Source organism: Kribbella sp. CA-245084 (genome assembly GCF_050942355.1).
Classification (GTDB): Bacteria; Actinomycetota; Actinomycetes; order Propionibacteriales; family Kribbellaceae; genus Kribbella.
The window spans coordinates 422972-448264 of record NZ_CP192053.1; the positions used below are offsets into that span (position 1 = coordinate 422972).

A 25293-nucleotide genomic window follows, 5' to 3' on the forward strand; every position below is an offset into this window, starting at 1 on the left:
GTCACTCGCGCGCCGCAACGCCAGGTTCTGCCGAGATTGGCAGCGACCTGCCCGATACGCAGCGTGAGAGCGGGCGATTCGGTAGGGTGACCGCCACCGCCCCCGGGGGGACGCACGAAAGGGTAGGCCAGTGAATCTGCGAGCACCGGTGACATTGCTGGACGTTGCACAGCGTGCGGGTGTGTCGGTCGCGACCGCCTCCCGCGTGCTGAACGGCGGGGACCGTGTGCCCCGTCCGGAACTGCAGGAGCGGGTCAAGGCCGCCGCCGACGAGCTCGGCTACACGCCGAACGCGCAGGCGCAAGCCCTGGCCAAGTCGTCGACGAACGTCGTCGGCATCCTGGTGCACGACATCGAGGACCCGTACTTCGCCGCGATCGCGAACGGCGTGATGCGTGCCGCGGACGAGCGCAACCTGCTGGTGATGATGGCCAGCACGTTCCGCGACTCCGACCGCGAGATCGCTTACCTGTCGTCGTTGCGGGCGCAACGAGCGCGCGCCGCGGTGATGATCGGTAGCCGGCGGACCGATGCCGACAGCCTCGCCCGGACGGCGTCCGAGGTAGAGAATTTCCTCAACTCCGGCGCGGGTCTCGCGCTGGTCAGTCAGTCCGGGATGCCGGCGCATACGGTCGAGCCGGACAACCGCACCGGATCCGCCGATCTGGCCCGCGAGTTGGTCGCGCTCGGGTGGCGGAAGTTCGCCGTACTGGGTGGTCCGGAGACGCTTGCGACGGCGCGCGATCGGCGGGCCGGGTTCGTCGAGGGTCTGGCCGAGGCGGGGTTGCAGCCGGTAGCGATCGAGGCCGGTGACTTCACGCGCGACGGCGGGTACGCCGCTGCCGAGCAACTGCTCGATCGGCAGGCCGATGTGGACTGTTTCTTTGCCGTGAATGACGTGATGGCAGTCGGCGCGATGTCCGCGTTGCGGACGCGCGGCGTCGACGTACCGGGCAAGCTCGGCGTCGCCGGATTCGACGACATTGCCACGCTGCGCGACGTGTGGCCGGGTCTGACGACCGTGCGGCTGCCGCTGGAGCAGATGGGTCGCCGTGCGCTCGAGCTGGCGATCGAGGGCGGCGACGTGACGACCGAGACGTTCAAGGCCGAAGTCGTACTGCGGGAAAGCACCGCAAAGGCCTGAAATATGCTCTCGGGGTGACTGTCTCCGAGATCTTCGACCCGTCGGCCTGGAAGCAGGTCGACGGCTTCGAGCTGACCGACATCACCTATCACCGGGCAGTCGACGCCGGCGTGGTGCGGATCGCGTTCAACCGGCCCGAAGTACGCAACGCGTTCCGGCCGCAGACCGTCGACGAGCTGTACCGCGTGCTCGATCACGCGCGGATGTCGACCGACGTGGGCTGCGTGCTGCTCACCGGCAACGGTCCCTCGCCGAAGGACGGCGGATGGGCGTTCTGCTCGGGCGGCGACCAGCGGATCCGCGGCAAGGACGGTTACAAGTACGCCGAGGGCACGACGGCCGAGTCGATCGACCCGGCGCGCGCGGGGCGGTTACACATTCTCGAAGTACAACGGCTGATCCGCTTCATGTCGAAGGTCGTGATCTGCGTCGTACCGGGTTGGGCTGCGGGTGGCGGGCACAGCCTGCACGTGGTCGCGGACCTGACGCTGGCGTCGGCGGAGCACGCACGGTTCAAGCAGACCGATGCGGACGTGGCGTCGTTCGACGGCGGGTTCGGCTCGGCGTACCTGGCTCGTCAGGTCGGGCAGAAGTTCGCGCGGGAGATCTTCTTCCTCGGCGACGAGTACTCCGCCGAGGACGCGTACCGGATGGGCATGGTGAACAAGGTCGTCCCGCATGCCGAGCTCGAGGCGGTCGCACTCGAGTGGGGCAAGAAGATCTGCGCGAAGTCGCCGACCGCGCAGCGGATGCTGAAGTACGCGTTCAACCTGATCGACGACGGACTGGTCGGCCAGCAACTGTTCGCGGGCGAGGCGACGCGCCTCGCCTACGGCACCGACGAGGCCGCCGAAGGCCGCGACGCGTTCCTCGAGAAGCGCGACCCCGACTGGTCGCCGTATCCCTACGCCTTCTAGGGTTTCTGCCACTTTTGGTTGCTGAGGGCAAATTTCTGGGCCGGGCCGAGGCGGTCGACCTGCCGGACAGTTTCTAACATCATTCTCTGAGGATTTCACAGAAATATACGTGCGAACTACTGACAGTTCGCGGTATATCGCTTACGGTCGGCGGTATGAACAACCTGTCTCGTCGCGGGTTGCTGGCGGGTGCTGGGGCGTTAGTTGCCGCAGGCACCCTTGGCGTACCTGTGGCCACCGCCCGGACCCTGGCCCTCCCGACTTCCAAGCGCTTCAAGATGAGCGCAACGACCAACGAGTTCTTCCGTAGTCAGCCGTTGCACGACGGGACCGTGATGCAGTCGTTCGCGTTCGATACCCCGAACAACCGGCTCTTTGCTGCCCAGTTGCGGGCCGGAAGCGGTGCGAACAGCGGCGATCTCGCGCTGACCCAGCTCGACTTCTCCGGCAACGAACTCGGGTACATGTACCTGACCGGGTTCGGGCATGCGGTCTCGATCGGGGCCGAGGCGTCCGGGAGTACGACGTACCTATGGACCGAGACTGACGTGGACACGGCGAGCGGCCGTGGGCGTCAGATCTGCCGTTTCCCCTGGCAGAACGGGAAAACGCTGACCTCGGCGGCGGTGACGAAGTGGAAGCCGGTGGCGGCCGGGAGCGTGTTCACCCCGGCGGTGGATCAGCGGTTCGGGCAACTCGGCGTACGGCACTCGTTGTCCGACGGGATGCATATCAACGTGTACTCGCTGGCGGCCGCGCGGAGCGGTGACTACTCGACCGTGCTCGCGTCGTTCAAGCAGCCCGCGCTGACCGCCGGGATCGACTTCCAGGGCTGGGCGTTGTACGGGTCGTACGCGTACTTCTGGGAGGGCGAGGCCTACCCGGGCGCACCGGACGAGACCAAGGCGACCTCGAAGCTGTGGTGCTACGACATCAACGCCGGCCAGCTCGTCGATTCGTTCCTGACGCTGGCCGGGAAGAGCCTGACCTACCGCGAGCCGGAGGGAATGGCGGTCTACGGATCCACCGACGCGACCGCCCGCCTGTACTTCGGCTTCGCGTCCGGCGTCACCGGCGACCGCCGAGCAAACCTCTTCTACCGCAACACGCTGGTCTGACAGCTTTTTCTTCTACTGGGCGACGCCGTACAAGCGGTCGCCGGCGTCGCCCAGGCCGGGGACGATGTAGCCCTTGTCGTTCAGGTGGGAGTCCATGCCGGCGATGACGAGGTTGCACGGTACGTCGAGGTGGGTGAGCTCGCGTTCGACGCGTTCCACGCCTTCGGGGGCGGCGAGCAGACAGATCGCGGTGATGTGGTCGGCGCCGCGGTCCACGAGGAACTGGATCGCGGCTGCGAGTGTGCCGCCGGTCGCCAGCATCGGGTCGAGGACGTAGCACTGGCGACCGGACAAGTCCTCCGGCAGGCGCTCGGCGTACGTCGAAGCGGTCAGCGTCTCCTCGTTGCGGATCATGCCGAGGAAGCCGACCTCCGCGGTGGGAAGCAGCCGGGACATGCCTTCGAGCATGCCTAGACCGGCCCGCAGGATCGGTACGACGAGGGGCTTCGGCGCGGTCAGCTTGACGCCCTCCGCCTCGGCGACGGGAGTCTGGACGGTGACCGGACCGGTACGGACGTCCCGCGTCGCCTCGTAGGCGAGCAGCGTGACGAGCTCCTCGGTCAGCCGACGGAACGTGGGTGAGTCCGTGTGCTCGTCGCGCAGCGCGGTGAGCTTGTGGGCGACGAGCGGGTGGTCCACGACGAGGATCTGCATAAGCCGGAACGCTACCGTCGGCGATTCGCGTCGGGAAACCTCGCTCGCTGTCAGACTTGAAAGTGCATTGGAATCTGCCCTGCTTCGCCCATCAGGGAGTACGCCGATGACCCTCGAGCCCAGACCGCGCCTGGTGGTACCCCGCCGCGACCTCGACCGGCTGCGCCGGCGTGCCGAGTTCCTGCGCGAACTCGAGGAGGCGAAGGCGCTCCGCGACCGGATCGCACCCCGGCGGGCACGCGTCCGCCAGCTGCGCGAGGCAATGCGGAGAGCGACGTACCATCACTGACTGTTGACTGGTGTTGGTGGATCTGATACCGCTCCGAGATCGCATGGAGAGGCGGAGTCTGGGACGATGACCCGGTGTCCGATGCCATGGCTGGGCCGATGACCACTGACCTCGATTTCGCGGTCGCCGCTTACACCGAGGACGGGAATTGGACCGTCACTCCGTTGGTACTCCGTGGTGAACCGGACCTGTCCACGCTGGTCTCCGCCCTCCGGCGGTACCCAGGTGAGGGCGGCGTGCTCGGGATGGTCTCGGTCGACGAGGACTTCTTCGTACTGGTCCGTGTCGCCGGCGGCCGGGCCCGGTTGCTGATCTCCGACGTGACAGCGGCGACCGAGTGGCCGATCGCCCGGCAGATCGTCGACGAGCTCGACATCCCGCTGGCCGATGACGACGACGAACAGGTCCCGGCCGGCGATCTCGCGATCATTGCGGACCTGGGGATGACCGCGATGGACCTCGGCGCGCTCTGCGACGACGTCGACCTCTATCCCGAGGAGATGCTCGAGGAGATCGCCGAGGCGCTTGGGTTCGGCAACCAGTTCCACGACGCGATCGAAGCTGTTGGCTAGCCCACTGCTGCGGCGCGAGTGGTCGCGGTTGATGACGCTCGCGCTGGAGGAGGGCGAGAAGGCGCTGCCCGACGTACCGATCGGGGCCGTCGTGGTGGACGCCGATGGGCAGGTGATCGGGCGCGGGCACAACGAGCGCGAGACGACGGGTGATCCGACGGCACATGCCGAAGTACTCGCGATCCGGGAGGCGGCGCGGCACGTCGGCGAGTGGCGGTTGAGCGGGTGCACGCTCGTCGTCACGCTGGAGCCGTGCACGATGTGCGCGGGGGCGATCGTGCTGTCCAGGCTCGACCGGCTGGTCTTCGCGGCGTACGACGAGAAGGCGGGCGCGGTGGGATCGCTGTGGGACGTCGTACGGGATCGTCGGCTCAACCATCGGCCCGAGGTGATCGGTGGTGTGATGGCCGACGAGGCGGGCGCGCGGCTGCGCGATTTCTTCATTCGTCACCGGCCTTGATATTGTCCTCGGCGGTGGCGTGTCCGAGCGGCCGAAGGAGCGCGCCTCGAAAGCGCGTGACGGGCAACCCCCGTCCGAGGGTTCAAATCCCTCCGCCACCGCCAACCGTCCCTCGGGGCGGAAGATAGGCCGAAGACCCTGATGCTGTGTGATGCGTCAGGGTTTTCGTCTCTCGGGACCTGACGCATCACACGGGAGGGCCCCATGGATGTTTCGGAGCTCGACCGGGTCCTGCTGGCGGGGGCTGTGGTCCTGCTGGTCGCGGTCGTTGCCGTCCGGCTGACCGCGCGGCTCGGGCTCCCGTCGCTGCTCATCTATCTCGGCATGGGGCTGCTGCTCGGTGAGTCGGGGCCGGGGCACATCCACTTCGAGGACGCGCAGCTGGCGCATGCGCTGGGGTTCGCCGCCCTGGTCGTGATCCTGATCGAGGGCGGTCTGACCACCCGGTGGAACGAAGTACGCCCGGTGATGCCGCTCGGCCTCGTCCTCGCGACGGTCGGGGTCGCGATCAGCGTGGGTGTGGTGGCCTGTGTGGCCCATTTCGTCCTGGGGCTCAGCTGGCAGCTGTCCGTGCTGCTCGGCGCCGTGACGTCTCCGACGGACGCGGCCGCCGTGTTCTCGGTGCTCAGACGGGTGCCGATCCGGCCACGGCTGCGTGGGGCGTTGGAGGCTGAGTCCGGTCTGAACGACGCCCCGACCGTGCTGCTGGTCACCCTCGTGAGCACTGGCGAGGTCGGCGAGAAGGGCGTGCTGTCGTTCACCGGCCTGGTGCTGTACGAGCTGGTCGTCGGCGCCCTGTTCGGCCTGCTGATCGGCTGGGTGAGCGTCGGCCTGATCCGTCGGATGGCGCTCGGCTCTGCGGGCCTCTACCCGCTCGCGGTGATGTCAGTGGCCTTCATCTCGTACGCCGGAGGCTCCGTCCTGCTGCATGTCTCGGGGTTCGCGGCTGTCTACGTGACCTCGCTGGTGCTCGGGCGGGCGGAGTTGCCGCACCGGATGGCGACCCGGTCGTTCGTGGACGGAATCGCCTGGCTCGCGCAGATCGGGCTGTTCGTGATGCTCGGGTTGCTGGCGTCACCCGGACGGTTCCGGCTGAACGACGTACTCGTCGCGCTGGTGATCGGGATCGCGGTGACGGTGGTCGGGCGGTTCGCGTCGGTGGCGATTTCCGCGGCTCCGTTCCGGCTGCCGTGGCGGGAGCGGACGTTCATCTCGTGGGCGGGGCTGCGGGGCGCGGTGCCGATCGTCCTGGCGACGATCCCGCTCGCCGAGGGAGTGCCGCAGGCGGACCGGATCTTCGACGTGGTGTTCGTGCTGGTGCTGCTGTTCACGCTGCTGCAAGGACCGTCGCTGCCGTGGCTGGCCGGCCGCCTGAAGGTGCTCGACGAGAACGCGGCGCACGAAGTCGACATCGACGTGGCTCCGCTGGAGTCGCTCGGCGCGGACATGCTCCAGGTCTACGTCCCGAGCGAGTCGCGGCTGGCCGGCGTCGAGATCGGCGAACTGCGATTGCCGCCAGGCGTCTCGGTCTCGCTCGTCATCCGCGGCGAACACGCCTTCGTACCGGACCGCCGTACCGTCCTCCGCGCCGCCGACTCGCTGCTGGTCGTTGCCCCGAGCCCCGTCCGCGAACAGGCCGTCCGCCGCCTACGAGCCGTCTCCCGGGCCGGCCGCCTGGCCGGCTGGTTCGGCGAACGCGGCCGCGAACAGCACTAGGGCCTGGGTCAGTTCGGGTTCTGGCCTGAGGGGACGGGCTGCGGGGTGTGGATGACCGGGAGGCAGACGGTGGTGCCGGCGGCCACCTGGACCGACGGGATGCCCTTGAGACGGACCGAGCCGAAGCCGGCGCCGATCACCAGGTCGACGGTGTGGTCGGTGCGGCCGTCGGGGACCAGCACGGCCTTCTGGTTGAGCTGACCGGCGACCAGCGCCAGCTCGGGCGAGCTCGCCGCGACGCCGCGGAGCTCGGCCACGTCGACCTTGTTGCCCTTGGGCTCGTTGGAGATCTTGCCGATGTTGAACCCACGCTGCTTCAGCGCATCGGCGACCCGCTGCGCGGAGCCCGCCCTCGCGCCGCCGTTGTAGACGTTCAGCACGACCTGCTTCGGGACCAGCCGGTTGTTCGCCAGCTTCTGCTCGACACACGTCGGCTCGGCGCTGCTGTTGATCAGGGACTTCCAGCCCCACCAGCCGCCCCCGGCGAGAATGCCCAGCAGGATCACCATCGTGATCGGCGTACGCCAGCGAATGCGTGAATGCGGCCGCGGTTGCGGATGTATCGCTGTCATCGGCTCAACCCCCCGTGAGCAGACATGGGTCAGTCCACTACCAAGACCCGAGCGTGGAGGACCTGACGCTGCTGCAGCGCGGCACGGAGGGCGCGGTGCAGGCCGTCCTCGAGATACATGTCGCCCTTCCACTCCACCACATGCGCGAACAGGTCGCCGTAGAAGGTCGAGTCCTCGTCGAGCAGCGCGTTCAGGTCAAGGGTGCCCTTCGTCGTGACGAGTTCGTCCAGCCGCACCTGCCGTGGCGGCAGCGAGGACCAGTCCTTCGGCCGCAGGCCATGGTCCGGGTACGGCCGGTCTTCCCCGACGCGCTTGAAGATCACCCCCCGAAGTCTAGCGGGGTAAAAGGTCTCAGGTGCAGGTCATGAATGTCACCGGAATAGTCCGGAGTTGAATGCAACCTTTTGGTGCCGTTGAGGCGTCCAGCAGGATGGTGAGGACTAGCATGCCGACCGGGTAGTTCCGTCAACCGGGGAAGGCACGCTCAGATGGCCGAGTCAGATGTCGTGGAGACCGTCAAGCAGGGGTACGCGTTCGAGGAGGCGGCACTCGAGCTGGGTGCGTTGCTGGTCGACGGTGAGCCGAAACCGGAGGCGGCGGTCCGGATCCCGCTCGGGATGATGAACCGGCACGGCCTGGTCGCGGGCGCGACCGGTACCGGTAAGACGAAGACCCTCCAACTGATGGCCGAGCAGCTGTCCGCGGCCGGCGTCGCGGTGTTCGCCGCCGACATCAAGGGCGACCTGTCGGGGATCTCGCAGCCCGGCGAGGGGAACGACAAGCTGCTGGCCCGGACCAAGTCGATCGGCCAGGACTGGACCGCGACCGGCTTCCCGACCGAGTTCTACGCGCTCGGCGGCCAGGGCACCGGCATCCCGATCCGCGCCACGATCACGTCGTTCGGGCCGGTCCTGCTCTCCAAGGTGCTCGGGCTGAACGACGTACAGGAGTCGTCGCTCGGGCTGATCTTCCACTACGCCGACAAGGCCGGGCTGACGCTGCTGGACATCAAGGACCTGCGCTCGGTCATCCAGCACCTCACCTCCGACGAGGGCAAGGACGACCTGAAGGAGCTCGGCGGGCTCTCCGCGGCCACCGCGGGGGTCATCCTGCGGTCGCTGATCGGGTTCGCGGACCAGGGCGCGGAGGCGTTCTTTGGCGAGCCCGAGTTCGATACTGCCGATCTGCTGCAGCAGCGTGACGGTAAGGGCCTGATCTCGCTGCTCGAGCTGCCGAACCTGCAGGACCGGCCGGCGTTGTTCTCGACGTTCCTGATGTGGCTGCTCGCCGACCTGTTCCACGACCTGCCCGAGGTCGGCGATGTGGACAAGCCGAAGCTGGTGTTCTTCTTCGACGAGGCGCATCTGCTGTTCAACGACGCGTCGAAGGCGTTCCTCGACGCGATCGCGCAGACCGTCCGGCTGATCCGGTCCAAGGGTGTCGGCGTGTTCTTCGTGACGCAGACGCCGAAGGACGTGCCGGACGACGTACTCGCGCAGCTCGGTTCGCGGGTGCAGCACCAGCTGCGGGCGCACACGCCGAACGACGCGAAGGCGCTGAAGGCGACGGTGTCGACGTTCCCGAGTTCGTCGTACGACCTGGGCGAGGTGCTGACCCAGCTCGGGATCGGCGAGGCGATCGTGACGGTGATGAACGAGAAGGGTGCGCCGACCCCGGTCGCGTGGACCCGGTTGCGCGCGCCGCAGTCGCTGATGGCGCCGGCGTCCGCGGAGCAGCAGACAGCGTCGGTGCAGGCCTCGCCGAACAACGCGAAGTATTCGCAGGCCGTCGACCGCGAGTCGGCGTACGAGATGCTCGCGGCGAAGGTACAGGCCGGGGCGGCGCAGGCCGAGGCGGAGAAGCAGGCCCAGGAGCAGGCCAAGCAACAGCAGCAGGAGCAGCGGCAGGAGTCGCGGCCGCGGGCGCAGAAGCCGGGGAAGTCGGTGGTCGAAGAGGTGATCGGCTCGTCCGCTTTCAAGCAGTTCGCCCGCTCGGCCGGCCGGGAGATCGTCCGCGGGCTCTTCGGTTCTGCCCGAAGGCGCTGATTTTCCTTCCGTGCAAGGGAAATCCCGCATCTGATTGTTGATCAAACGACTGAATAGTGAACGATTGTCGATCGTTTCCAAGTCGTCATCCACAGCCGCGCCGCCACGGATTGGGACCTGACGCTCACTCGTCGTACCGTGTGAGGTGATGGTTGCACAGAGTAGGCGAGCGATACGATCCTGGGCGCTCTGGACCCTGACGGTCCCGGCGTTCGCCGTCGTGGTGCTCGTCGACCTGGCCGCCATCGGGTACGGCGTGCAGGCGTTCACCGACCGTCCCGACTGGCGTGGGCTGGATGTGGTGTTCGCGCTGACGGTTTCCGCGCTGATCTCGGTCGAGGGTGCCCGCCGGGTGGAGAACCGGCGGCGGCGCGGCGGTGCGCTGCACAAAGACCTCGCTCCGGCGTGGATGATCGCCGCGGCCGTGATCCTGCATCCGGCGCTCGCGATCCTGGTCGCCGTACTGCTCCGGATCTGGTGGCGGATCCGAGCCGGCAAATGCATCCCGTACCGGTGGGCCTTCTCGACCGCGGTCCACGTGCTCGCGGTCGGCGCCGCACACGCGGTCTTCGTCTCGCTCCGGGACATCACCGGCGGCGACCTCGGTCTCGTCGTCTCGATGGTCGGTGCCTCGGCGGCGTACGTCGCGACCGACACCGTGCTCTGCGGGCTGGCGATCTCGCTGATCATCCCGGGCAGCAGTCGCCGCGAGGCGGTCGGCGGGCTCGACGACCTGTGCACCGACGCGACCGCCGCCACGCTCGGCTGCTTGCTCGCGGCCGCCTGCCTGATCAGCCCGTGGTTCGCGTTCGTCGCGATCCCGATCACGCTGACCGCGCAGCGCGCCCTGCTCCTCGGCCAGTTGGAGTCCGAGGCGCAGACCGATCCGAAGACCAGCCTGACCAGGGTCGACTGGTGGCGTCGGCGGACCGAGGACATACTGCGGACCGTCCGGACCCAGCGCGAGCCGATGGCGGTCCTGCTGATCGACATCGACCACTTCAAGCAGGTCAACGACCGGCACGGGCATCTGGTCGGCGACGAGGCCCTGCGCGCGGTCGCGACGATCCTGCGCAGCGCGATCCGGGCGAAGGACGTGATCGGCCGGTTCGGCGGCGAGGAGTTCGTGATCGCGCTCCCGGACACCGGGCTCGACGAGGCGACCGTCACCGCGGACAGGCTTCGCAACGCGGTCTCGGCCAGCCCGCTGGCCGCGATGTGCGCCGGCGTACTCGACGATCCGGGTCTGGATCCGGACACCTTTCACTTGACCGTCAGCATCGGTGTCGCCGTTTATCCGAACGACGGCGCGACCGTCGACGATCTGCTGCTCCGCGCCGACCGTGCGATGTACGCCGCCAAGGCCGCCGGGCGCAACCGCGTTCGCCTGGCCGCCGACATCATCGCGCTGCCCCGGCTGACCGCCTCCACACAATTCTCTGAACAAGCAGAACCTTTGGCCCAGGCGCAGCGTCCTGTGAGGTGAGGGCGGCAGGACGGAGCGCAGATGGCGGCAACGGGGAGTCGTGACGACGACTTCACGGCTTTCGTGCTGGCCAGATCCGCGCGGTTGGTGCACTTCGCGCGGATGCTCTGCGGGGATGCCGGGCTCGCCGAGGACCTGGTGCAGAACGCTTTGGAGAAGGCGTACCTGCGCTGGGACCGGATCGAGCTGGCCGACCCGTTCGCGTACGTACGGCAGGCCGTGGTCAACCAGCACCTGTCCTGGGTACGACGACGGCCTTGGCGGGAGCGTCCGAGTGGCGGAGCGACCGAGCTGGACCTGTTCCTCGGTCCGGTTGTCGACGATCCATCTGGTGCGGTCAACCGGCGGGTGGGGCTGGGAGCCGCGCTCGCGACGCTGAGCCGGCGGGAGCGTGCGGTCGTCGTACTGCGGTATGTCGAGGACCTGACCGAGCGGCAGACCGCGGAGGTGCTCGGGGTCGCGGTCGGCACGGTGAAGAGCGCCAACGCGCGGGCCCTGGACAAGCTGCGCGCTGCTCCGGAGCTGAGCGGCGTACCGGTGGGGGAGCGAGCATGAACGAGGACGAGCTGCGGACGCTGCTGGCGCCAGGTGATGCTGGTACGCCGCTTGACCCGGAGCGCGTGATCGCGGGGGCCCAGCGGCGGCGTGGTCGGCAGAATCTGGGTGCCATTGCTGCTTCGGTTGCTGTTGTCTCGGTTGTGGTCGGGGGCGTGGTTGGGAGTCAGTCGCGCGGTGGACCGCCTGAGCCTGCGCGTCCGGCGCCTACCGCGGTTGTCCCGACGCCTCATCCGACTGCTACTCCCAGCAGGCCGCCGACTGCTACTCCGACGATGCCGCCGACCGCGAGTCCGACGTACCCGACGCGGATGAGTCCGTCCCCGACTGCGACGCCGCCGACCGCACCGCCGTCGAGGCTGCCGACGAATTCGCCGGTGCGGCCGCCGACCGCGCCTACTCCGTCGCTTTCCACACCGACTGTTGCTCCCACTCGCTGAGCAGAACCTTTCGGTGGCGGTTCGCGTCCTTCAGCCCGACCGAACACCAAAAGGTTGCGGAGGGCAACGATGAGAGAAGCAGGACCGAACCGGCGCGTCACCCGGCTGGTGCTGGGCGGGATCGCGGCCGCGGCCGTGGTGGTGGTCGCCGTCGCGGGTACGGCGATGGCGCGCAGCGGGTCAACAGACGGCGACGGCGGTACGCCGGTCCACGCGACCCCGAGCCCGACGCCGGACCAGCCGACCGTCTCCCCGAGCCGCACACCCGAGCAGCCAACTGCCTCCCCGAGCGCCGTCCCACCGCGGACACCAACCCTGCCGCCGACGGTCTCCCCGACGCGCAGCCCACGCCCGGTGCCAACGATGCCGCCGACCGCGACTCCGAGCCGCATGCCGACGGTAGCTCCCACTCGAGCGCCCAGGCCGGTGCCGACTCAGACGCCGACCCGCTGGTCGTCGCCAGCCCCAACAGCAACCCCAAGCCAGCCTCCAACCGTCAGCCCGGCAGGCAAGTAGCCCGGACGTCTGCCACTGACCAACCGCAGTCCCGCACGCTCACACGGGTCGGCTGCACGCTCGCGGAGCATGCAGCCGACCCTCGGGGCGGAGGTTGGTCAGTGGCGGAGGTTCAGCAGGCTGCGAAGGTGCCGGTGGAGATCCAGGCCTTCGCGACGTACATGCCTGTGTTGACGCGGAGCCAGATGTTGGTGGTGCCTTGGGAGCCGGTGACGGTTTCGCCGGTTGTCTGGCATTCGACGGTGACCTGCGCGGACTTGCCGGCCATGCCGACAACCGCGCCGGTCGAGTTCGGGGCGTTGCGGACGTTCAGGTAGCCGGACGAGATCGACACCGTCCCGCGGCCGCCGTCACCCGTCCACAGGTACGTCACGTCGACGAACCCGTTGTCCGCCAGCTTCAGCGCGTCCCAGAACACGCCGTCCGCAAGGTCGATCCCGGCCGGGTTCGCGACGGTCCGGCCGAACTGGTCCTTCTTGCCGTTGTACCCGTCCTGGTACGCCGCCTGCGCCTCGGGCTTGCCCTGCGGCAGGTCCTTCCACATCTCGCGGGTCGCGCTCGGGTTCCAGTAGTCGTCCTTGGTGTTCCACGGGCCGACGTCCCACACCGGCTCGAAGGCGCAGCGCGACGCAGTACAGACCTTCACCGAGTACGTGCCGGATCCGTTGCCGGCCAGCCCGCGGCGTGAGGGCAGGGCGACGAAGTGGTCGCGGCTAACGATCACGTGGCCGTTGGCCGTCGTACCGCCGACGAGACCTTCGCGGGTGGCGAAGACGTGGGACTTGAGTGGGGCGGCCTGAATGCTCATCCGTGAAGCCGCGACCTTGTCGGTCGGCTGGACGGTCAGGTCGGCGATGGACGGGCTGCCGCCGGTCGCTGGCTGGAGTTCGTGCGACCCGGCGGGAGGTGGCGCGGTGAGGATGACCCGCAGCTGGACCTGGTTGCTGGCGGTGGGCAGTGCGGTCGGGGTGCCGGCCTTCGCCTCGATCCACTCCGACCATCGTCCGTCGGCCCAGGACCGTACGTCGACGGACCCGGACATACCGTTTGGTATGGCGGCCGAGTAGCCGACCACCACGGCCGAGGTCAAGTCGGCGAAGTGGACCGGGGTGAGCTCGGCCAGGCCGGAGCGTTGGTTGATCTCGCTCGAGCCGATCGCGGCGGGAGCGTCGCCGAGGATGATGCGGCTGCCTTCGACGCGGACGTTGCTCGACCCGGCGACCGTCTGCGAGGCGGCAACAGGATCGGGGGTGGCGGCGGTGCTGGGCAAGGTTGGGGTAAAGATCGCTGCGGTCAGGGCGAGACAGGCGGCGAGTGCGGCTGGGCGACTGGTACGCATGGGCGGAACCTCCGGGGCGGTGAAGGCTTGTGCACCCAATGTGACAAACAAACACCGCCTCTGTATAGACCGTGAATAAATTTCTCCTGACTGAACAGAACCTGATCGGTGACTCAGCGGGTTTGGACCGGTGTGACAGAGGCTGAGGAGAATCGATGACCCGGACCGCGGACGCCGACTTCGAGCGATTCGTCGTGGCGCAGTCGACCCCTTTGCTCCGCTTCGCGGAGATGTTGTGCGGCGATCGGCATACCGCCGAGGACCTCGTACAGCAGGCGTTGATGCGGTCGTATCCGAAATGGCACCGGCTGGAGGGCGACCCGTTGCGGTTCGTCCGACGGGTGCTGGTCAACCGATTCCTCTCCCAGGCCCGCCGGCGCTGGAACAACGAAGTACCCAGTGATCCGGTAGCAAACGATTGGGACCAGCGAGCGGTGGCGGACTTCGCCGGGGCGGTCCAGACCAGGGAGGCCGTGCTCTCGGCTCTCAACGGTCTGACCGTCCGGGAGAGAGCCGTGGTCGCGCTGCGCTACTCGCAGGATCTCTCCGAGGCCGAGACCGCCGAGCTGCTCGGTATGGCGGCCGGGACCGTGAAGAGCACGGCCTCCCGGGCGCTGGCCAAGTTGCGTCTGGCACCCGACCTGATCGACAGCGGAGTTGGAGGAAACTGATGAGTGACGAGCAGCAAGTACGGAACGCGCTGACGTATGAGATGGACCCGTGGCAGCCGGACGCCGGTGACCTGATGCGGCGCGGCAAGCGGCTGACCTGGCTGCGCCGGGGACTGGCCGCGGCGGGCGTCACCGCCCTGGCCGGAACCGTTGCGACGGTGTCCGCCGCGGTCGGCGGACCGACCCTTCCGGTCAAGAACCTGCTGGTCGGTGGAAAGCCTCCGGTGCCGGCGGTGATTCCGGCCGGTACGCCGACGGCGCCGTCGATCGACCCGACCTGCCTCCCGGCCAAGCCGAAGCTGCCCAAGGTGGTCGTGAACAAGACGATCGACCCGAACAACCCGCCGAAGCCGACGCTTCCGGCCAAGCCCACCCTGCCGACGCTGCCGACCGGCAAGCCGACGCTGCCCAGCAAGCCGAGCCTGCCGACCATACCGACCACCCGGCCCTCGTTGCCTGGTAAGCCGACGTTGCCGGCGGGCAAGCCGACGCTGCCGACGCGGCCGGGCATCCCCACCACCAAGCCGACTTGGCCGACGACGAAGCCGACGCTGCCGGGCCGCCCGCAGGTGCCGACGACCAAGCCGACGCTCCCGACCCTTCCGTCGGGGAAGCCCAGCCTGCCGACGACGAAGCCGACCCTCCCGTCGCTTCCGACCGCCAAGCCGACTCTGCCGAGCAAGCCGTCGCTCCCGGCCAAGCCGTCGCTCCCGACTGCGAAGCCGTCCCTGCCCGCCAAGCCCGCGGTCCCGGCAGTACCGGACTGCGTGCAGGGCGTGCCGACCGGCAAGCCCACCCTGCCGAGCAAGCCGAACCTGCCCGGCAAGCCGTCCCTACCGACCGCGAAGCCGACCGCACCGAAGCCGGCTGTGCCGACCGTGACGGTTTCGGCCGGCGTGACGGTGACGGTCCCGGTCAAGCCGCACAGCAAGCCGACCCTGCCGTCGATCCCGACCACGAAGCCGACGCTGCCGACCTCGACGTCCAAGCCGAGCTTACCGACGCCGACCGTCCCGACGGCGTTCCCCACCGGCCTACCCTCCTCAGGCCGGTAGGGCTCCCGGCCACCGGCGAGTAGGCCCTCCCTGCAAGACCTACTCGCCGGTGGCCCCATCCACGAGCTCGCGGGCCACGTCCAAGTGGCCCGCGTGCCGTGTGTACTCCTGCAGGACGTGGAACAAGATCCAGTTCAGCGTCGGCCGATCGTCAGGCCCGAACCGCCCGCCGGCCGGCGCAACCGTCGCGGGATCTGCCCCGCTGACGACCTGCCGCGTGAACTCGCCACCCGCGTGCAACTGAGCCAGCAGGGTCTCCAGCGAGTCCTCTGCAGTCACCGCCCAGCGACCGTCGGGATCATCTCCGGAATCACCCCACGGATGCTCGACCTGCTCAGCGGTGAAGCCCCAGCGCAGCCACCGGCGCTCCATGAAGACCAGGTGCTTGAGCAGCTCGAGCGGCGACCATCCCGACGGCAGTCGGCTGCCGCGTAGCTCGGCGTCGTTCAGCCCGGTCAGCTTCTTCTCGATGATCTCGCGATAGCGATCGAGATACTGCAGATGCAGTTCGATCGTGTCGGCGACATCCCTGGCCGGCTTCACGAAAGGCTCCGCAGGTACTCCGCGGTCGCGTCATCGGCGGGATAGAACGACTCGATCATCAGCTCGGACACCGTGACGTCGAGCGGCGTACCGAACGTCGCGATCATCGTCAGCAGCGACAACTCCCGCCCGTCGTGCGTGAGCTTGAACGGTACGACGACCTCGGCCGGCCCGGGTGGTGCTGGCTTGTCGTCCATGGCGTACTCGCGGAGTTCGTCGTACAGGTCCTGGAGCTCGGGATCGGCGGTGCTGGCGGCCTGGCGTTGCAGGCTGGCGAGTGCGCTGGCGCGGACCTCGGCGATGTTGCCGATCCGCTTGGCCAGGCCGTCCGGGTGCAGGGTCAGCCGGAGTGCGTTGATCGGTGCCTGGAGCAACTTCTCGTCGACGCCCGCGGTGAAGATCTGGATCCCGGCGTTGGTCTCGACGATGTTCCACCAGCGGTCGACGACGAGCGCCGGGAACGGTTCGTGGGCCTTGAGCAGGCGGCGCAGCGTCGTACGGACGGCGAGCATCGCCGGCGAGTGCAGCGACGCCTCGCTGTAGATCGGCGCGAACCCGCCCGCGAGCAGTAGATGGTTCCGGTCCCGCAGCGGTACGTCGAGGTGCTCTGCCAGCCGCAGCACCATGTCCCGGCTCGGCTTGGACCGCCCTGTCTCGACGAAACTCACGTGCCGGGTGGACACCTCGACCCGGTTTGCCAGCTCGAGCTGACTGAGCCGGCGCCGCTCCCGCCACCCGCGCAGAAGCTCGCCCACCGGGCGCTGGAACGTCTCCTCGATCGTTGCTGCCATACCCCGACCGTAGCGGTCGGCGTAGACATCGCCATTACCTCTGACGTCATCGACCGCGGCCCGGGTACGGCGGCAAGGTTCTGGTCATCGAAACCTTCCGAGGAGGAAACACACCATGGACGCAACCGCTCTCGCCGACCAGTACTTCGCGATGTGGAACGCCGCCGACGCCGACCGTCGCGCCGAGCTCATCGCCGGAACCTGGACCGACGACGCGACCTTCCAGGACCCGAGCTTCGAGACCACCGGTCACGACGAGCTGAACAAGCTGGTCGGCGCCGCGCAGCAGATGTTCCCGGGCCTGTCCTTCGTCCGCACCGGCGATATCGATGAGCACCACACCTACCTGCGCTGGACCTGGCACCTCAAGGCCGACGGGCAGGAGCCGGTCGCCGGCGGTACCGACATCGTCGTCCTCGACGGCGACGGCAAGATCCAGAAGCTGATCGGCTTCCACGATTTCGCCCCGGAGCACTGAGCCGCGCAAGAACTGTTAAATGAGTGGAAGCCCGGCGGCGGTCGGAGCAGCATGGGCGAATGCTCACCGCCGAAGAGCTGGACGTTTTCGAGCGCGACGGGATCGTGAAGCTCCCGTCCGCGTTCTCCGCCGACGATGCCGCGCGGATGCGGGACACCTTGTGGGACGAGTTGTCCGAGCGGCACGGGATGGATCGCGACGACCGGTCGACCTGGACCCCGTCGCGGCCGACGGGTTTGAAGAGCACGAAGTCGTCTCGCGCGGCCCACGCGATCCTCGGGCCGCGGGTGCGATCGGCGCTCGACGGGCTGCTGGGTGAATGGCTCGAGCCGAAACACCAGGGGCAGGTCCTCGTCACGATGCCGGAGGGCGTGCCGTGGGCCGTCCCGCATCGCCAGTGGCACACCGACGTGGGCTTCGATGACACGCCCCAGTCCGTCAAGATCTGGGCGTTGCTCGGCGACCTCGAGCCGCGTGGCGGCGGGACTCCGCAGGTGGCCGGCTCGCACAAGGTGATCGAGCGCTTCCTGACCACGACCGAAGAGCGTGAGTTCAAGGCTGTGCGTGACGAAGTACTGCGGTCAGATCCGTGGTTCCGCAACCTGACGTCCGAGGAGCGCACGGTGGACCCGATGGCGCCGGCGGATCTCGACGGTCTGCCTGTCCAGGTCGTCGAGCTCACCGGTCAGGCCGGCGATGTGTACATCACCCATCCGTGGATTCTGCACTCGATCGCACCCAACGCGGCAGACACACCTCGGATGATGCGCAGCCGCTTCATCTTCAAAGCTTCATCATCGTGACAGGGCGTTGATCAGCCGGGCGCAGCGGACCGGATCCTCGGTCAGACCTGCCTGTAGTCCCCACAGCCAGTAGTCGACGGTCCGCCAGATCACCCAGTCGCGGGCGCGGTCCCGGTCCAGACCGGCTTCGCGAACCGCGAGATCGAAGTACGGGACGATGTCGGTCATCCTGTCGAGGTCCCACCACAGAACGCGACCGAGGTCGAACTCGATGTCGCCGCGGTACAGCACCGGGTCGACCATCAGCCAGGCCTCCCGGTCTCCGGCGAGGACCTGGCCGGAGTGGAAGTCGCCATTGACCGCCGCGGTCGACGTGGTGTCGGTCGGGGCGAGGTCGAGTGCCTCGCGCAGGATCGCGGCGTCGAACGGACGGCCGAGTCGCTCCCATTGGGGCTCCAGCTCGGCTGATCGCGACGTCACGATGTCTGCTGTCGACAGCGCTTCCTCCGGACCGGGTACGGCGATCCTGCGCATCAGCTGCCCGAGCACGGCGATCGCTTCGTCGATCGGCCGCGTCGTCAACGGAGTCGACAGCCGCTCGAGCAGCATCGCCCCGGCCTCGGCGTCGTGGTCGAGCAACAGGACCATGCCGCGGCCGTCCCACCAGTTCAGCGCCCAGACCTGCCGCGTCACCTCGTCACCGGGCTCCGACATCCGTAGCGCCAGCTGCATGCCATCCCGCTCGACCGGCACGACGATCGCGTTCGATCCGTGGGCGATCGGGCCTGCTACAGCGAGGTTCCAGCGGCGGCATTGCGCGTCGACCGCCCGCGGCAACGATTCCAGCCAGGACTGCCCTTCCGTCCACCAACGCGGCATCCGGAGGAACGTCTCGGGCAGCTCGATCACCCTGGAACCGTAGCGGGGCAACCCGGGGCAGCGCTTCCGATTTCCAGAAGGCCTCCCCGGAAACGGGATCGCAGACCATGATGTGGACATGGGCGGAGAGGTTGAGGTTGACGGGTTGCGGTTCGACCCCGAGGTTTCCCGGCAGATCGAGTCGGTGTATACGACGCCGGATGTGATCGAGCAGCGAAGGGTGGTGCGGGCGGCATTGGCCTTGCGGCCGGGAGACCGGGTGCTGGACGTCGGTGTGGGGCCGGGGTTGCTGGCGGCGGAGATGGCCGGCGAGGTCGGGCCGGACGGGCGGATCTGCGGGATCGACATCAGCGAGAGCATGCTGGCGATCGCGCGGACCAGGAAGGATGTCCCCGGCGGGCCCGGGATCGAGTTGGAGCTGGCTACGGTCGCCCGGATCCCGCATCCGGCGGAGAGCTTCGACGTGGTCGTGTCGACCCAGGTCTTCGAGTACGTCGACGACGTGGCCGGAGCGCTCGAGGAGGTACGGCGGGTGCTGCGGCCGGCCGGTCGCGTCGTACTGCTCGACACGGACTGGGGATCGGTGGTGTGGCGGTCGAGTGACGACGAGCGAATGGCCCGGGTGCTGACCGCGTTCGAGGACCATCTCGCCGATCCACATCTGCCCCGGACGCTGGCCGACGTACTGGCCAAGTCCGGATTCACGCTCACGCACGAGCAGGTGGTGCCGATCCTCAACACGGCGTACGACGCGCGTACGTACAGTGCCGGGCTGGTCGACATCGTGTCGGAGTTCGTGCCGGGGCATGCGGGCGTGACGGAAGAGGACGCGCGCGCCTGGGCGGACGATCTGCGGAGTCTGGGGCCGAGCTACTTCTTCAGCCTGAACAGGTATCTGTTCGTCGCATCCGCACTGTGAGACCCCGTACCCCGGCGGGTGCATCCTGGGAGAGACACACCCGCCGGGCCGGTCGTTCTCCCGCCCCTCAGTGGGAGAACTCGCGGCTCGGTGAACACCACCCATGCCCGAATGGCACTGACCGAACCGCGGGACCACCTACAGGTACCCCAAGAGGCCGCTTCGCACACACCCCGGCACGCGAATCGGACGGAAAACTTCACGTTCCTCAAACCTTTACACCTAGTTACCTGACCTGGCACCCGCTTACGCTGGGCTGCGATTTCGCCCGCCGGGGGTCGGCGCGCGATCGATTCAGGGGGAAGGAACGGGGCTATGCCGGAAGTGTTCGACGACGAGTTGACCGACGACGAGCTGGACCAGCTGGAGGCGCTCGGCGCCGCCGAGGACGCGGAGCTGATCCTCGGGCCGGCGACCGGGGATAAAGATGCCTGAGGCAAGGATTTCCTGGCGCGGCGTCACGATGAACAAGCGGACGGCGGCGATGGTCGAGGCCGCCGAGCAGCTGTACAAGTCCAAGTTCGCGATCCTGCAGGGCTCGTACAACAAGGGCGGTGTGGAGGCGTCGGGCGGCACCCACGACGGTGGCGGCGCGGTCGACATCGACGTACGGACGAAGAGCGCCGCGCAGCGGGTTGCGGTGGTGAAGGCGATGCGCGCGGTCGGGTTCGCCGCCTGGCTGCGGACACCGGCGCAGGGCAACTGGCCGTACCACGTGCACGGGATCGCGGTCGGCGACAAGGACCTGTCCCGCGGCGCGGCGGTCCAGGTGACGGAGTACCACCGCAAGCTCAACGGGCTGGCCAACCGGGGCAAGGACGACGGGCCGCCCGGGTTCTACGGGATGACCTGGGAGCTGTACCTGAAGGCACACCCGCCGAAGCAGCCGGTGCCGGACTCGACGATCTCGCTGGCCGCGATGGCGTACGCGCGGACGCACGACGCGATGACCGGCGTGTGGGGCGCGGATCGGGCCCGGGTGATCGCCTGGGCGGCGCACCCGCGGGTCGGCGCGATCACCAAGGCCGAGACGGTGCCGGCGGCGGGCGTGCCGTGGCACCTGCACTTCCAGCGGGTGATCCGGAAGGTGCAACTGCACTTCAAGCTCGAGGTCACCGGGATCTTCAACAACTCGGTCGCCGCGGAGATGAAGCGGTACGGGTACACGATCGTCGCCTGAGCTTCGTCACTTCGGGCGCATCGCGAGATGGGCAAGGCCCCACCGGTAGCAGCCGGTGGGGCCTTGTTGGTCCACTACCGCCCGGGCATCCCCGGTGCAGCTGTGGAGGTGGAGAGCGGAACCGACGCCGATGCAGGGGTCAAGACGTCAGCTCCGCTTGTCTATGGAGTTGTCACCCTCGGGTCCGCCGCCCAGACCTGCGCCTGGTGGAACTCGAGGTGCTGCCGCAGCCCGGCCGGAGTTGCGCCGATGCCGAGATGGTTCATCGTCGGTACGACGACCGCACGGACGTCGGACCGCTTCACTTCGTCGAGCAACGCGTGGAAAGCAGCTGACTCGGCCGCATCGCGCTCGGTGTAGACGGTGCCGAGGGTGAATCCCTCCGCGCTGGCGAAGGCGACCAGTGAATCGGTCGCCGCGGCCAGCTCCTCCGCGCAGCTCAGCGCGTCGGCCCGTACATACCCGAGCAGCGTCGGCCGGGTGGTCATCGTTCTGCCGTGTCCACCAGCACCGGCTCGCTCGTCACCCGGAGGGAGGCGAACCGCCGACGCATGGCTTCCTCGTACTGCCCTGCCTGCTCCACGTTCGTGGTGTGGTCCGCGATCGGGTGAGCGCCGAACCAGACCCGCACCCGACGGTGCGTTGCGGGGGTCTCGAGCGTCTCGGTCATCGCGGTTCCTTCAGCAGTGTGTGGTTGGCCCCGAACGGCTTTGTCCGGCGCTGAGTAAAGAACACAACATCGGCGGGCCCTTCGGAACAGTTTGGAAGGGACCTTTACAGAGGCCTAACGCAGAGTAGGGAAACCCTACGAACCCGCAGGTCAACGGCCAGTCCGGCCGGTACCCGGGTAGTCAGCAAACCATGTCAAGAATGTTTGCAGCAATGTGCCGATAACGATTCGGAGACGCCCTGGGGGTATTCAACCAGAGCTAAAACCTATGACATCCTGCTAACCCTTTGCGTTGATGCGCTCACGCATTGAATGTGCCGTTCCGGGTGAAGCTTGCCGGGTGGCGCGGTACGACGATCAGCGTGAGGGCCGCGGCGCAGATGGCCAGCGCTGCAATGAGGTTGAGGGTGAGGGGTAGAGAGAGCGCGTGCGTCATCGCGGGGGCGGCGAGGGCGCCGATCAGTAGGGCGAGCGAATCGGCGGCGAAGAAGAGCGCGCCGACGCTCGCCAGGACGGCGGTTGGCGCTGTCCGTTGGATCGTGGTCTGGACTGTGATGAGCAGGATGCTGCCGGGCAGGCCGATCAGGATGGCGGCGGCGACGGCTATTGGGACATTCGGGGCGTTGAACAGCGCGAAGTACGCCAAGGCTGTGACGAACTGGGTGAGGGTGAGCAGTTCGCGCGTGCCGAGGAGTCGGGCGGCCCTGGTGCTGAGGGCGGCGCCGATGAGATATCCGGCGCCGAGGCCCGAGATGAGGTAGCCGACGACGTACCCGGGGGCGTGGAGGCGGTCGACGGTGAACGGCACAAGGAGCGCCGTCAGGCCGGCGTTCGCGGTGAGGAAGACCGTCTGGCCGATGAGGATGCCGCGGAGCGCCCGATGGTTGATGACGGCGCGGAGTCCTTCGAGGGGTCGCGGCGGTACGCCGGTGGCTGGATGCCGGCGCGTGCGGACCGTCGCGATTGTTGCCGCCGACAACAAGTAGCTGATGATGTCGACGATCAGCACGAACTTGATCCCAGGACCGGCCAGCAGGAGCGCGCCAAGCGGTGGTGCGGCCAGCCTGATCGCGCTGCTGGTGACGGCGTTGATGGCGTTGGCCTTCGCGAGTTCAGGGCCTGTGCCGACGACAGCCGGGAGCAGGGCGCGTACGGCGGGACGGAAGACCGTTGTCGCGGTGTTCTCGAGCACGATCGCGAGGTAGATCAGCCAGACGTGGTCCTTGTCGGCGAACAAGATCAGTCCGACCGCTGCCGCGCTGGCGAGATCCGCGATCCACATCGCCCGCGCCAGGTCCCATCGGTCGAGCAGTACGCCGGCCCAGGGCCCGATCAGCAACGCTGGAAGGGCTTCCAGGGCCAAGGTCAGGCCTGTCGCGACCGCCGAACCGGTCAACGTGAAGACGTAGAACGGGATCGCGACGACCAGTAGCCACGACCCGATGCCCGACACCGCGCCGCTGAACCAGAGCCTCCGGAAATCTCTCACGACGCCGGAATCTATCCTCTAGAAATAGACATCGGCAAGAGTTTTCTGTGAAGATAGTTTCCATGGAGTTGGGCGAAGTACTGCGCGACCGTCGCAAGGCGGCCGGGCGGACCATCGCGTCGGTGGCCGTCGACGCCGGTCTGTCCGTCCCGTACATCGCGAACCTGGAGAACGGGCGGGGTAACCCGACGGTCGCCGCGCTGGATCGGCTCGCGACGGCGCTGGGGGCGGAGCTCGAGGTACGGATCGGGGATTCAGAGCCACCGGCTCCGCTGTCGGTCGGGGCCGAGTTGGTGTCCGGGTCCGATCGGGCCGACTCGGTTGTCGCGCTGCTCGCAGATGCCGTCGCCGGGGCGGGTGGCGCTGCTCGGGCGGGTGGCGCAGGTGGGGCCGGTGGGGTTGTTCGCGGCCGGTCTCGGGCGGCGGTGCGCCGGGATCTGGTCGCGGCGCTCGACTCGCTTGCCGTCTTGCTCGGTCGCCCGCCGAGCGCGGCCGACGTGAGCCGGTTCCTCGACCTGCTCCAGCTCTCGCAACCCGGTCGCGGGCTGTGATCGGCGCATCGTAGGGTCCGGGTCATGGACATCGGTGCGCGGATCGCCGCGGCTCAGTTGACCGGTTCGGCGCGCTCGAAGCGGCAGGTGATCGCCGGGCCGCTGGCCGGCATGTTGCACGACGACGACGCCTGGTACCTGTCCGGCGTACTCGCGGCCGATCCCGGGCAACCGTTCGATCCGGACGAGATCCAGTGGGCGATCGAGACGATCCGGCAGGCGTTCGCCGCCGAAGGACGATGGGTACACGCGGAGTTCGTCGACGAGGCGAACCCCGGCCTGGCCGAAGCGCTCGAGGCGCAGGGGATGACGATCGTGTCGCACCTCCCGCTGCTGGTGGTCGAGCCTGGTGAACTGATCGTGCCGTCGTTGTCGGCAGGCACGACGGTGCACGTGGTGTCGTCCCCGGAGGAGCAGGCTGTGGCGAATGCGGTCGCCGCGGAGGCGTACGAGATGGACAGTGCCGACTTCGCGTACAAGCCCGACGCTGCGGACGGCGGTGCCGTCATCGTTTACGTGGACGACGTACCAGCGGCCACCGCGGCGTGGACGGCGGTCGCCGACGAGGTCTCGGAGGTTGCCGGTGTCGGCACTATCCACAGCCACCGCCGCCGCGGCCTGGGTGCCATCGCTACCGCCTATGCAACCCAGAAGGTTTTTGAGCTAGGCGGCGCAACCCTCGCCTGGCTAACCCCGGGCGACGATGGCGCCGACCGCGTCTATCGCCGCCTCGGCTACGCGCCGCGAGCGACCGCCGTACACCTGGGCGACCCCGGCGGGCATTTGTCCGACCTGCGCTGACTCCTCGCTAACGACAGGAGGTGGCGCCGTCTTCTGCACGTCCAGCGGCCGACTTGAGCCTGCGGTCGTCGCTCGCGGTCGACTACCTCCTGTCGTTAGCGCGCGGTAGGGGCGAGTAGTCGGGTGATGGTGGTGTTGAGGGTTTTGTTGGCGGTTCTGGTGGAGAGCTGGCCAGCGGCTGTGGATTCGCCGGCGGCGTGGCCCAAGGCGATCACGGCCGTGACGAGCCAGTCGGCCGGGAGTTCGCGGGTGATTTCGCCGGCGCGCTGACCTCGGCGGATCAGCCGGGCGAAGCGCTCGGTCACCGGGTCGTGCCGGTCGTCGGGGCCGGCTGTTTGCGGTACGTGCAGGAGTAGCGGGTGCTGCTCGAAGGTCCGCCAGCTCAGGTTGATGAGCCGCAACAGCTTGTCGAGCGCGGGGCCTTCGTTCAGCTCGAGAGCGTCGATCGCCTCCAGCGTCTCCTGAGTCAGCACGTCGAGGACGGCATTCAGCAGGACGTCGCGGGACGTGAAGTGGGCGTACACGGTCTGCCTGGTCACGTGGGCCGCTTCCGCGATGCGTTCCAGGCTCGCGTCGGGCTGCTCGTCCAGCAGGACCACGGCCGCGGCGAGGATCGCTGTCCTGCTGCGATCCGCGTCGGCGCGGCGGCGTCGTACCGGCTTGTTCTCTGACACCTTGTAAAGTTTACCCGAGCTGCTTA

General features: G+C 68.2%; 30 protein-coding genes and 1 tRNA gene. 19 read left to right on the top strand and 12 right to left on the bottom strand.

The window, feature by feature from the left end; all coding sequences use genetic code 11:
* Positions 1–130 precede the first annotated feature (130 nt).
* The 3 genes from ACQPYH_RS02170 (at position 131) to ACQPYH_RS02180 (ending at position 3179) form a co-directional block, all read left to right on the top strand.
* On the top strand, positions 131–1144 hold the full coding sequence (locus ACQPYH_RS02170) for a LacI family DNA-binding transcriptional regulator (RefSeq protein ID WP_432885792.1): 1014 nt from the start codon (positions 131–133) through the stop codon (positions 1142–1144).
* Between the two features lie 14 nt (positions 1145–1158).
* Entirely contained in the window at positions 1159–2061 is a 903-nt protein-coding gene (locus ACQPYH_RS02175; RefSeq protein WP_432885795.1) for a 1,4-dihydroxy-2-naphthoyl-CoA synthase, read from the top strand.
* 155 nt (positions 2062–2216) lie between these two features.
* Positions 2217–3179, top strand: a complete 963-nt coding sequence (locus ACQPYH_RS02180; RefSeq protein WP_432885797.1) for a hypothetical protein — start codon at positions 2217–2219, stop codon at positions 3177–3179.
* A gap of 12 nt (positions 3180–3191) precedes the next feature.
* Here the strand turns inward: ACQPYH_RS02180 and upp are convergent, their stop codons facing one another.
* On the bottom strand, positions 3192–3833 hold the full coding sequence (gene upp / locus ACQPYH_RS02185) for a uracil phosphoribosyltransferase (protein ID WP_130445810.1): 642 nt from the start codon (positions 3831–3833) through the stop codon (positions 3192–3194).
* A 106-nt stretch (positions 3834–3939) separates the two neighbouring features.
* On the opposite strand from upp, the gene ACQPYH_RS02190 reads away from it, so the two are divergent.
* The 5 genes from ACQPYH_RS02190 (at position 3940) to ACQPYH_RS02210 (ending at position 6870) form a co-directional block, all read left to right on the top strand.
* On the top strand, positions 3940–4122 hold the full coding sequence (locus ACQPYH_RS02190) for a hypothetical protein (RefSeq protein ID WP_130445811.1): 183 nt from the start codon (positions 3940–3942) through the stop codon (positions 4120–4122).
* Positions 4123–4220: 98 nt separating this feature from the next.
* Positions 4221–4694 (top strand): tRNA adenosine deaminase-associated protein, encoded by a 474-nt coding sequence (locus tag ACQPYH_RS02195; RefSeq protein WP_130445812.1) that lies wholly within the window; start codon positions 4221–4223, stop codon positions 4692–4694.
* Positions 4695–4725: 31 nt separating this feature from the next.
* The gene (locus ACQPYH_RS02200; RefSeq protein ID WP_432885801.1) at positions 4726–5154 is read left to right on the top strand and encodes a nucleoside deaminase; all 429 of its coding nucleotides are present in this window, start codon (positions 4726–4728) and stop codon (positions 5152–5154) included.
* A 13-nt stretch (positions 5155–5167) separates the two neighbouring features.
* Positions 5168–5258 (top strand) — tRNA-Ser (locus ACQPYH_RS02205).
* 100 nt (positions 5259–5358) lie between these two features.
* Positions 5359–6870 carry a potassium/proton antiporter gene (locus ACQPYH_RS02210; protein WP_432885803.1) on the top strand — a complete coding sequence of 504 codons (1512 nt, stop codon included), beginning with the start codon at positions 5359–5361 and terminating at the stop codon, positions 6868–6870.
* Between the two features lie 8 nt (positions 6871–6878).
* On the opposite strand, the gene ACQPYH_RS02215 is transcribed toward ACQPYH_RS02210, so the two are convergent.
* Together ACQPYH_RS02215 and ACQPYH_RS02220 are read right to left on the bottom strand one after the other, a co-directional pair.
* Positions 6879–7442 carry a LytR C-terminal domain-containing protein gene (locus ACQPYH_RS02215; RefSeq protein ID WP_432885806.1) on the bottom strand — a complete coding sequence of 188 codons (564 nt, stop codon included), beginning with the start codon at positions 7440–7442 and terminating at the stop codon, positions 6879–6881.
* A gap of 29 nt (positions 7443–7471) precedes the next feature.
* Positions 7472–7765 (bottom strand): type II toxin-antitoxin system VapB family antitoxin, encoded by a 294-nt coding sequence (locus ACQPYH_RS02220; protein WP_130445815.1) that lies wholly within the window; start codon positions 7763–7765, stop codon positions 7472–7474.
* Positions 7766–7930: 165 nt separating this feature from the next.
* Here ACQPYH_RS02220 and ACQPYH_RS02225 point away from each other — a divergent pair, with 165 nt between their 5' ends.
* From ACQPYH_RS02225 to ACQPYH_RS02235, 3 genes are all read left to right on the top strand, one after another.
* Positions 7931–9487 carry a helicase HerA-like domain-containing protein gene (locus ACQPYH_RS02225; protein ID WP_432885809.1) on the top strand — a complete coding sequence of 519 codons (1557 nt, stop codon included), beginning with the start codon at positions 7931–7933 and terminating at the stop codon, positions 9485–9487.
* 148 nt (positions 9488–9635) lie between these two features.
* Positions 9636–10973, top strand: coding sequence for a diguanylate cyclase (locus ACQPYH_RS02230; RefSeq protein WP_432885811.1), 1338 nt, complete (start codon positions 9636–9638; stop codon positions 10971–10973).
* A 21-nt stretch (positions 10974–10994) separates the two neighbouring features.
* Entirely contained in the window at positions 10995–11528 is a 534-nt protein-coding gene (locus ACQPYH_RS02235; protein ID WP_432885814.1) for a SigE family RNA polymerase sigma factor, read from the top strand.
* Positions 11529–11757: 229 nt separating this feature from the next.
* On the opposite strand, the gene ACQPYH_RS02240 is transcribed toward ACQPYH_RS02235, so the two are convergent.
* Together ACQPYH_RS02240 and ACQPYH_RS02245 are read right to left on the bottom strand one after the other, a co-directional pair.
* Positions 11758–12360 (bottom strand): hypothetical protein, encoded by a 603-nt coding sequence (locus ACQPYH_RS02240; RefSeq protein WP_432885816.1) that lies wholly within the window; start codon positions 12358–12360, stop codon positions 11758–11760.
* Between the two features lie 236 nt (positions 12361–12596).
* Positions 12597–13823, bottom strand: a complete 1227-nt coding sequence (locus ACQPYH_RS02245; RefSeq protein ID WP_432885818.1) for a hypothetical protein — start codon at positions 13821–13823, stop codon at positions 12597–12599.
* Between the two features lie 155 nt (positions 13824–13978).
* Between ACQPYH_RS02245 and ACQPYH_RS02250 the strand changes: the two genes are divergently transcribed.
* Together ACQPYH_RS02250 and ACQPYH_RS02255 are read left to right on the top strand one after the other, a co-directional pair.
* The gene (locus tag ACQPYH_RS02250) at positions 13979–14494 is read left to right on the top strand and encodes a SigE family RNA polymerase sigma factor (RefSeq protein WP_130445821.1); all 516 of its coding nucleotides are present in this window, start codon (positions 13979–13981) and stop codon (positions 14492–14494) included.
* The gene (locus ACQPYH_RS02255) at positions 14494–15549 is read left to right on the top strand and encodes a hypothetical protein (protein WP_432885821.1); all 1056 of its coding nucleotides are present in this window, start codon (positions 14494–14496) and stop codon (positions 15547–15549) included. Before ACQPYH_RS02250 ends, ACQPYH_RS02255 begins: the two co-directional genes overlap by 1 nt.
* Before the next feature lie 39 nt (positions 15550–15588).
* Here the strand turns inward: ACQPYH_RS02255 and ACQPYH_RS02260 are convergent, their stop codons facing one another.
* Together ACQPYH_RS02260 and ACQPYH_RS02265 are read right to left on the bottom strand one after the other, a co-directional pair.
* Positions 15589–16092, bottom strand: a complete 504-nt coding sequence (locus ACQPYH_RS02260) for a DinB family protein (RefSeq protein ID WP_432885823.1) — start codon at positions 16090–16092, stop codon at positions 15589–15591.
* Positions 16089–16883 (bottom strand): helix-turn-helix domain-containing protein, encoded by a 795-nt coding sequence (locus ACQPYH_RS02265; protein WP_432885826.1) that lies wholly within the window; start codon positions 16881–16883, stop codon positions 16089–16091. The genes ACQPYH_RS02260 and ACQPYH_RS02265 overlap by 4 nt, the downstream gene beginning before the upstream one ends.
* 115 nt (positions 16884–16998) lie before the next feature.
* Here ACQPYH_RS02265 and ACQPYH_RS02270 point away from each other — a divergent pair, with 115 nt between their 5' ends.
* Both ACQPYH_RS02270 and ACQPYH_RS02275 read left to right on the top strand, forming a co-directional pair.
* The gene (locus tag ACQPYH_RS02270) at positions 16999–17361 is read left to right on the top strand and encodes a nuclear transport factor 2 family protein (RefSeq protein ID WP_432885829.1); all 363 of its coding nucleotides are present in this window, start codon (positions 16999–17001) and stop codon (positions 17359–17361) included.
* A 59-nt stretch (positions 17362–17420) separates the two neighbouring features.
* Complete coding sequence (locus tag ACQPYH_RS02275) at positions 17421–18164, top strand: phytanoyl-CoA dioxygenase family protein (RefSeq protein WP_432885831.1); 744 nt, start codon at positions 17421–17423, stop codon at positions 18162–18164.
* Here the strand turns inward: ACQPYH_RS02275 and ACQPYH_RS02280 are convergent.
* Positions 18156–19013 carry an aminoglycoside phosphotransferase family protein gene (locus ACQPYH_RS02280; RefSeq protein WP_432885834.1) on the bottom strand — a complete coding sequence of 286 codons (858 nt, stop codon included), beginning with the start codon at positions 19011–19013 and terminating at the stop codon, positions 18156–18158. The genes ACQPYH_RS02275 and ACQPYH_RS02280 overlap by 9 nt on opposite strands.
* Before the next feature lie 88 nt (positions 19014–19101).
* Between ACQPYH_RS02280 and ACQPYH_RS02285 the strand changes: the two genes are divergently transcribed.
* Together ACQPYH_RS02285 and ACQPYH_RS02290 are read left to right on the top strand one after the other, a co-directional pair.
* Positions 19102–19902, top strand: a complete 801-nt coding sequence (locus tag ACQPYH_RS02285) for a methyltransferase domain-containing protein (protein ID WP_432885837.1) — start codon at positions 19102–19104, stop codon at positions 19900–19902.
* A gap of 427 nt (positions 19903–20329) precedes the next feature.
* Complete coding sequence (locus tag ACQPYH_RS02290) at positions 20330–21082, top strand: hypothetical protein (RefSeq protein ID WP_432885839.1); 753 nt, start codon at positions 20330–20332, stop codon at positions 21080–21082.
* A gap of 161 nt (positions 21083–21243) precedes the next feature.
* Here the strand turns inward: ACQPYH_RS02290 and ACQPYH_RS02295 are convergent, their stop codons facing one another.
* The 3 genes from ACQPYH_RS02295 to ACQPYH_RS02305 all read right to left on the bottom strand — a co-directional run bounded on the left by ACQPYH_RS02295 (position 21244) and on the right by ACQPYH_RS02305 (position 23241).
* Positions 21244–21570 carry a hypothetical protein gene (locus ACQPYH_RS02295; protein ID WP_130445830.1) on the bottom strand — a complete coding sequence of 109 codons (327 nt, stop codon included), beginning with the start codon at positions 21568–21570 and terminating at the stop codon, positions 21244–21246.
* The gene (locus ACQPYH_RS02300) at positions 21567–21752 is read right to left on the bottom strand and encodes a hypothetical protein (RefSeq protein WP_134106088.1); all 186 of its coding nucleotides are present in this window, start codon (positions 21750–21752) and stop codon (positions 21567–21569) included. The genes ACQPYH_RS02295 and ACQPYH_RS02300 overlap by 4 nt, the downstream gene beginning before the upstream one ends.
* Positions 21753–22053: 301 nt before the next feature.
* The gene (locus tag ACQPYH_RS02305; RefSeq protein WP_432885842.1) at positions 22054–23241 is read right to left on the bottom strand and encodes an MFS transporter; all 1188 of its coding nucleotides are present in this window, start codon (positions 23239–23241) and stop codon (positions 22054–22056) included.
* Positions 23242–23303: 62 nt separating this feature from the next.
* Between ACQPYH_RS02305 and ACQPYH_RS02310 the strand changes: the two genes are divergently transcribed.
* Both ACQPYH_RS02310 and ACQPYH_RS02315 read left to right on the top strand, forming a co-directional pair.
* Complete coding sequence (locus ACQPYH_RS02310; protein WP_432885845.1) at positions 23304–23792, top strand: helix-turn-helix domain-containing protein; 489 nt, start codon at positions 23304–23306, stop codon at positions 23790–23792.
* Positions 23793–23816: 24 nt separating this feature from the next.
* The gene (locus ACQPYH_RS02315) at positions 23817–24593 is read left to right on the top strand and encodes a GNAT family N-acetyltransferase (RefSeq protein WP_432885847.1); all 777 of its coding nucleotides are present in this window, start codon (positions 23817–23819) and stop codon (positions 24591–24593) included.
* Positions 24594–24688: 95 nt separating this feature from the next.
* On the opposite strand, the gene ACQPYH_RS02320 is transcribed toward ACQPYH_RS02315, so the two are convergent.
* A complete protein-coding gene (locus ACQPYH_RS02320; RefSeq protein WP_432885850.1) occupies positions 24689–25267 on the bottom strand; it encodes a TetR/AcrR family transcriptional regulator in 579 nt (192 codons plus the stop codon).
* Between the last annotated feature and the right edge of the window lie 26 nt (positions 25268–25293).

Bases quoted from the DNA above. Each gene is read 5' to 3' on its own strand.
- ACQPYH_RS02315 (WP_432885847.1), top strand. From the start codon at position 23,817: ATGGACATCGGTGCGCGGATCGCCGCGGCTCAGTTGACCGGTTCGGCG.
- ACQPYH_RS02250 (WP_130445821.1), top strand. From the start codon at position 13,979: ATGACCCGGACCGCGGACGCCGACTTCGAGCGATTCGTCGTGGCGCAG.
- ACQPYH_RS02300 (WP_134106088.1), bottom strand. From the start codon at position 21,752: ATGACCGAGACGCTCGAGACCCCCGCAACGCACCGTCGGGTGCGGGTC.
- ACQPYH_RS02295 (WP_130445830.1), bottom strand. From the start codon at position 21,570: ATGACCACCCGGCCGACGCTGCTCGGGTATGTACGGGCCGACGCGCTG.
- ACQPYH_RS02275 (WP_432885831.1), top strand. From the start codon at position 17,421: ATGCTCACCGCCGAAGAGCTGGACGTTTTCGAGCGCGACGGGATCGTG.
- ACQPYH_RS02200 (WP_432885801.1), top strand. From the start codon at position 4,726: ATGACGCTCGCGCTGGAGGAGGGCGAGAAGGCGCTGCCCGACGTACCG.
- ACQPYH_RS02235 (WP_432885814.1), top strand. From the start codon at position 10,995: ATGGCGGCAACGGGGAGTCGTGACGACGACTTCACGGCTTTCGTGCTG.
- ACQPYH_RS02230 (WP_432885811.1), top strand. From the start codon at position 9,636: ATGGTTGCACAGAGTAGGCGAGCGATACGATCCTGGGCGCTCTGGACC.
- ACQPYH_RS02290 (WP_432885839.1), top strand. From the start codon at position 20,330: ATGCCTGAGGCAAGGATTTCCTGGCGCGGCGTCACGATGAACAAGCGG.
- ACQPYH_RS02225 (WP_432885809.1), top strand. From the start codon at position 7,931: ATGGCCGAGTCAGATGTCGTGGAGACCGTCAAGCAGGGGTACGCGTTC.
- ACQPYH_RS02195 (WP_130445812.1), top strand. From the start codon at position 4,221: ATGACCACTGACCTCGATTTCGCGGTCGCCGCTTACACCGAGGACGGG.
- ACQPYH_RS02240 (WP_432885816.1), bottom strand. From the start codon at position 12,360: ATGCGGCTCGGAGTCGCGGTCGGCGGCATCGTTGGCACCGGGCGTGGG.
- upp (WP_130445810.1), bottom strand. From the start codon at position 3,833: ATGCAGATCCTCGTCGTGGACCACCCGCTCGTCGCCCACAAGCTCACC.
- ACQPYH_RS02270 (WP_432885829.1), top strand. From the start codon at position 16,999: ATGGACGCAACCGCTCTCGCCGACCAGTACTTCGCGATGTGGAACGCC.
- ACQPYH_RS02210 (WP_432885803.1), top strand. From the start codon at position 5,359: ATGGATGTTTCGGAGCTCGACCGGGTCCTGCTGGCGGGGGCTGTGGTC.
- ACQPYH_RS02310 (WP_432885845.1), top strand. From the start codon at position 23,304: ATGGAGTTGGGCGAAGTACTGCGCGACCGTCGCAAGGCGGCCGGGCGG.
- ACQPYH_RS02180 (WP_432885797.1), top strand. From the start codon at position 2,217: ATGAACAACCTGTCTCGTCGCGGGTTGCTGGCGGGTGCTGGGGCGTTA.
- ACQPYH_RS02285 (WP_432885837.1), top strand. From the start codon at position 19,102: ATGGGCGGAGAGGTTGAGGTTGACGGGTTGCGGTTCGACCCCGAGGTT.
- ACQPYH_RS02265 (WP_432885826.1), bottom strand. From the start codon at position 16,883: ATGGCAGCAACGATCGAGGAGACGTTCCAGCGCCCGGTGGGCGAGCTT.
- ACQPYH_RS02215 (WP_432885806.1), bottom strand. From the start codon at position 7,442: ATGACAGCGATACATCCGCAACCGCGGCCGCATTCACGCATTCGCTGG.
- ACQPYH_RS02190 (WP_130445811.1), top strand. From the start codon at position 3,940: ATGACCCTCGAGCCCAGACCGCGCCTGGTGGTACCCCGCCGCGACCTC.
- ACQPYH_RS02245 (WP_432885818.1), bottom strand. From the start codon at position 13,823: ATGCGTACCAGTCGCCCAGCCGCACTCGCCGCCTGTCTCGCCCTGACC.
- ACQPYH_RS02255 (WP_432885821.1), top strand. From the start codon at position 14,494: ATGAGTGACGAGCAGCAAGTACGGAACGCGCTGACGTATGAGATGGAC.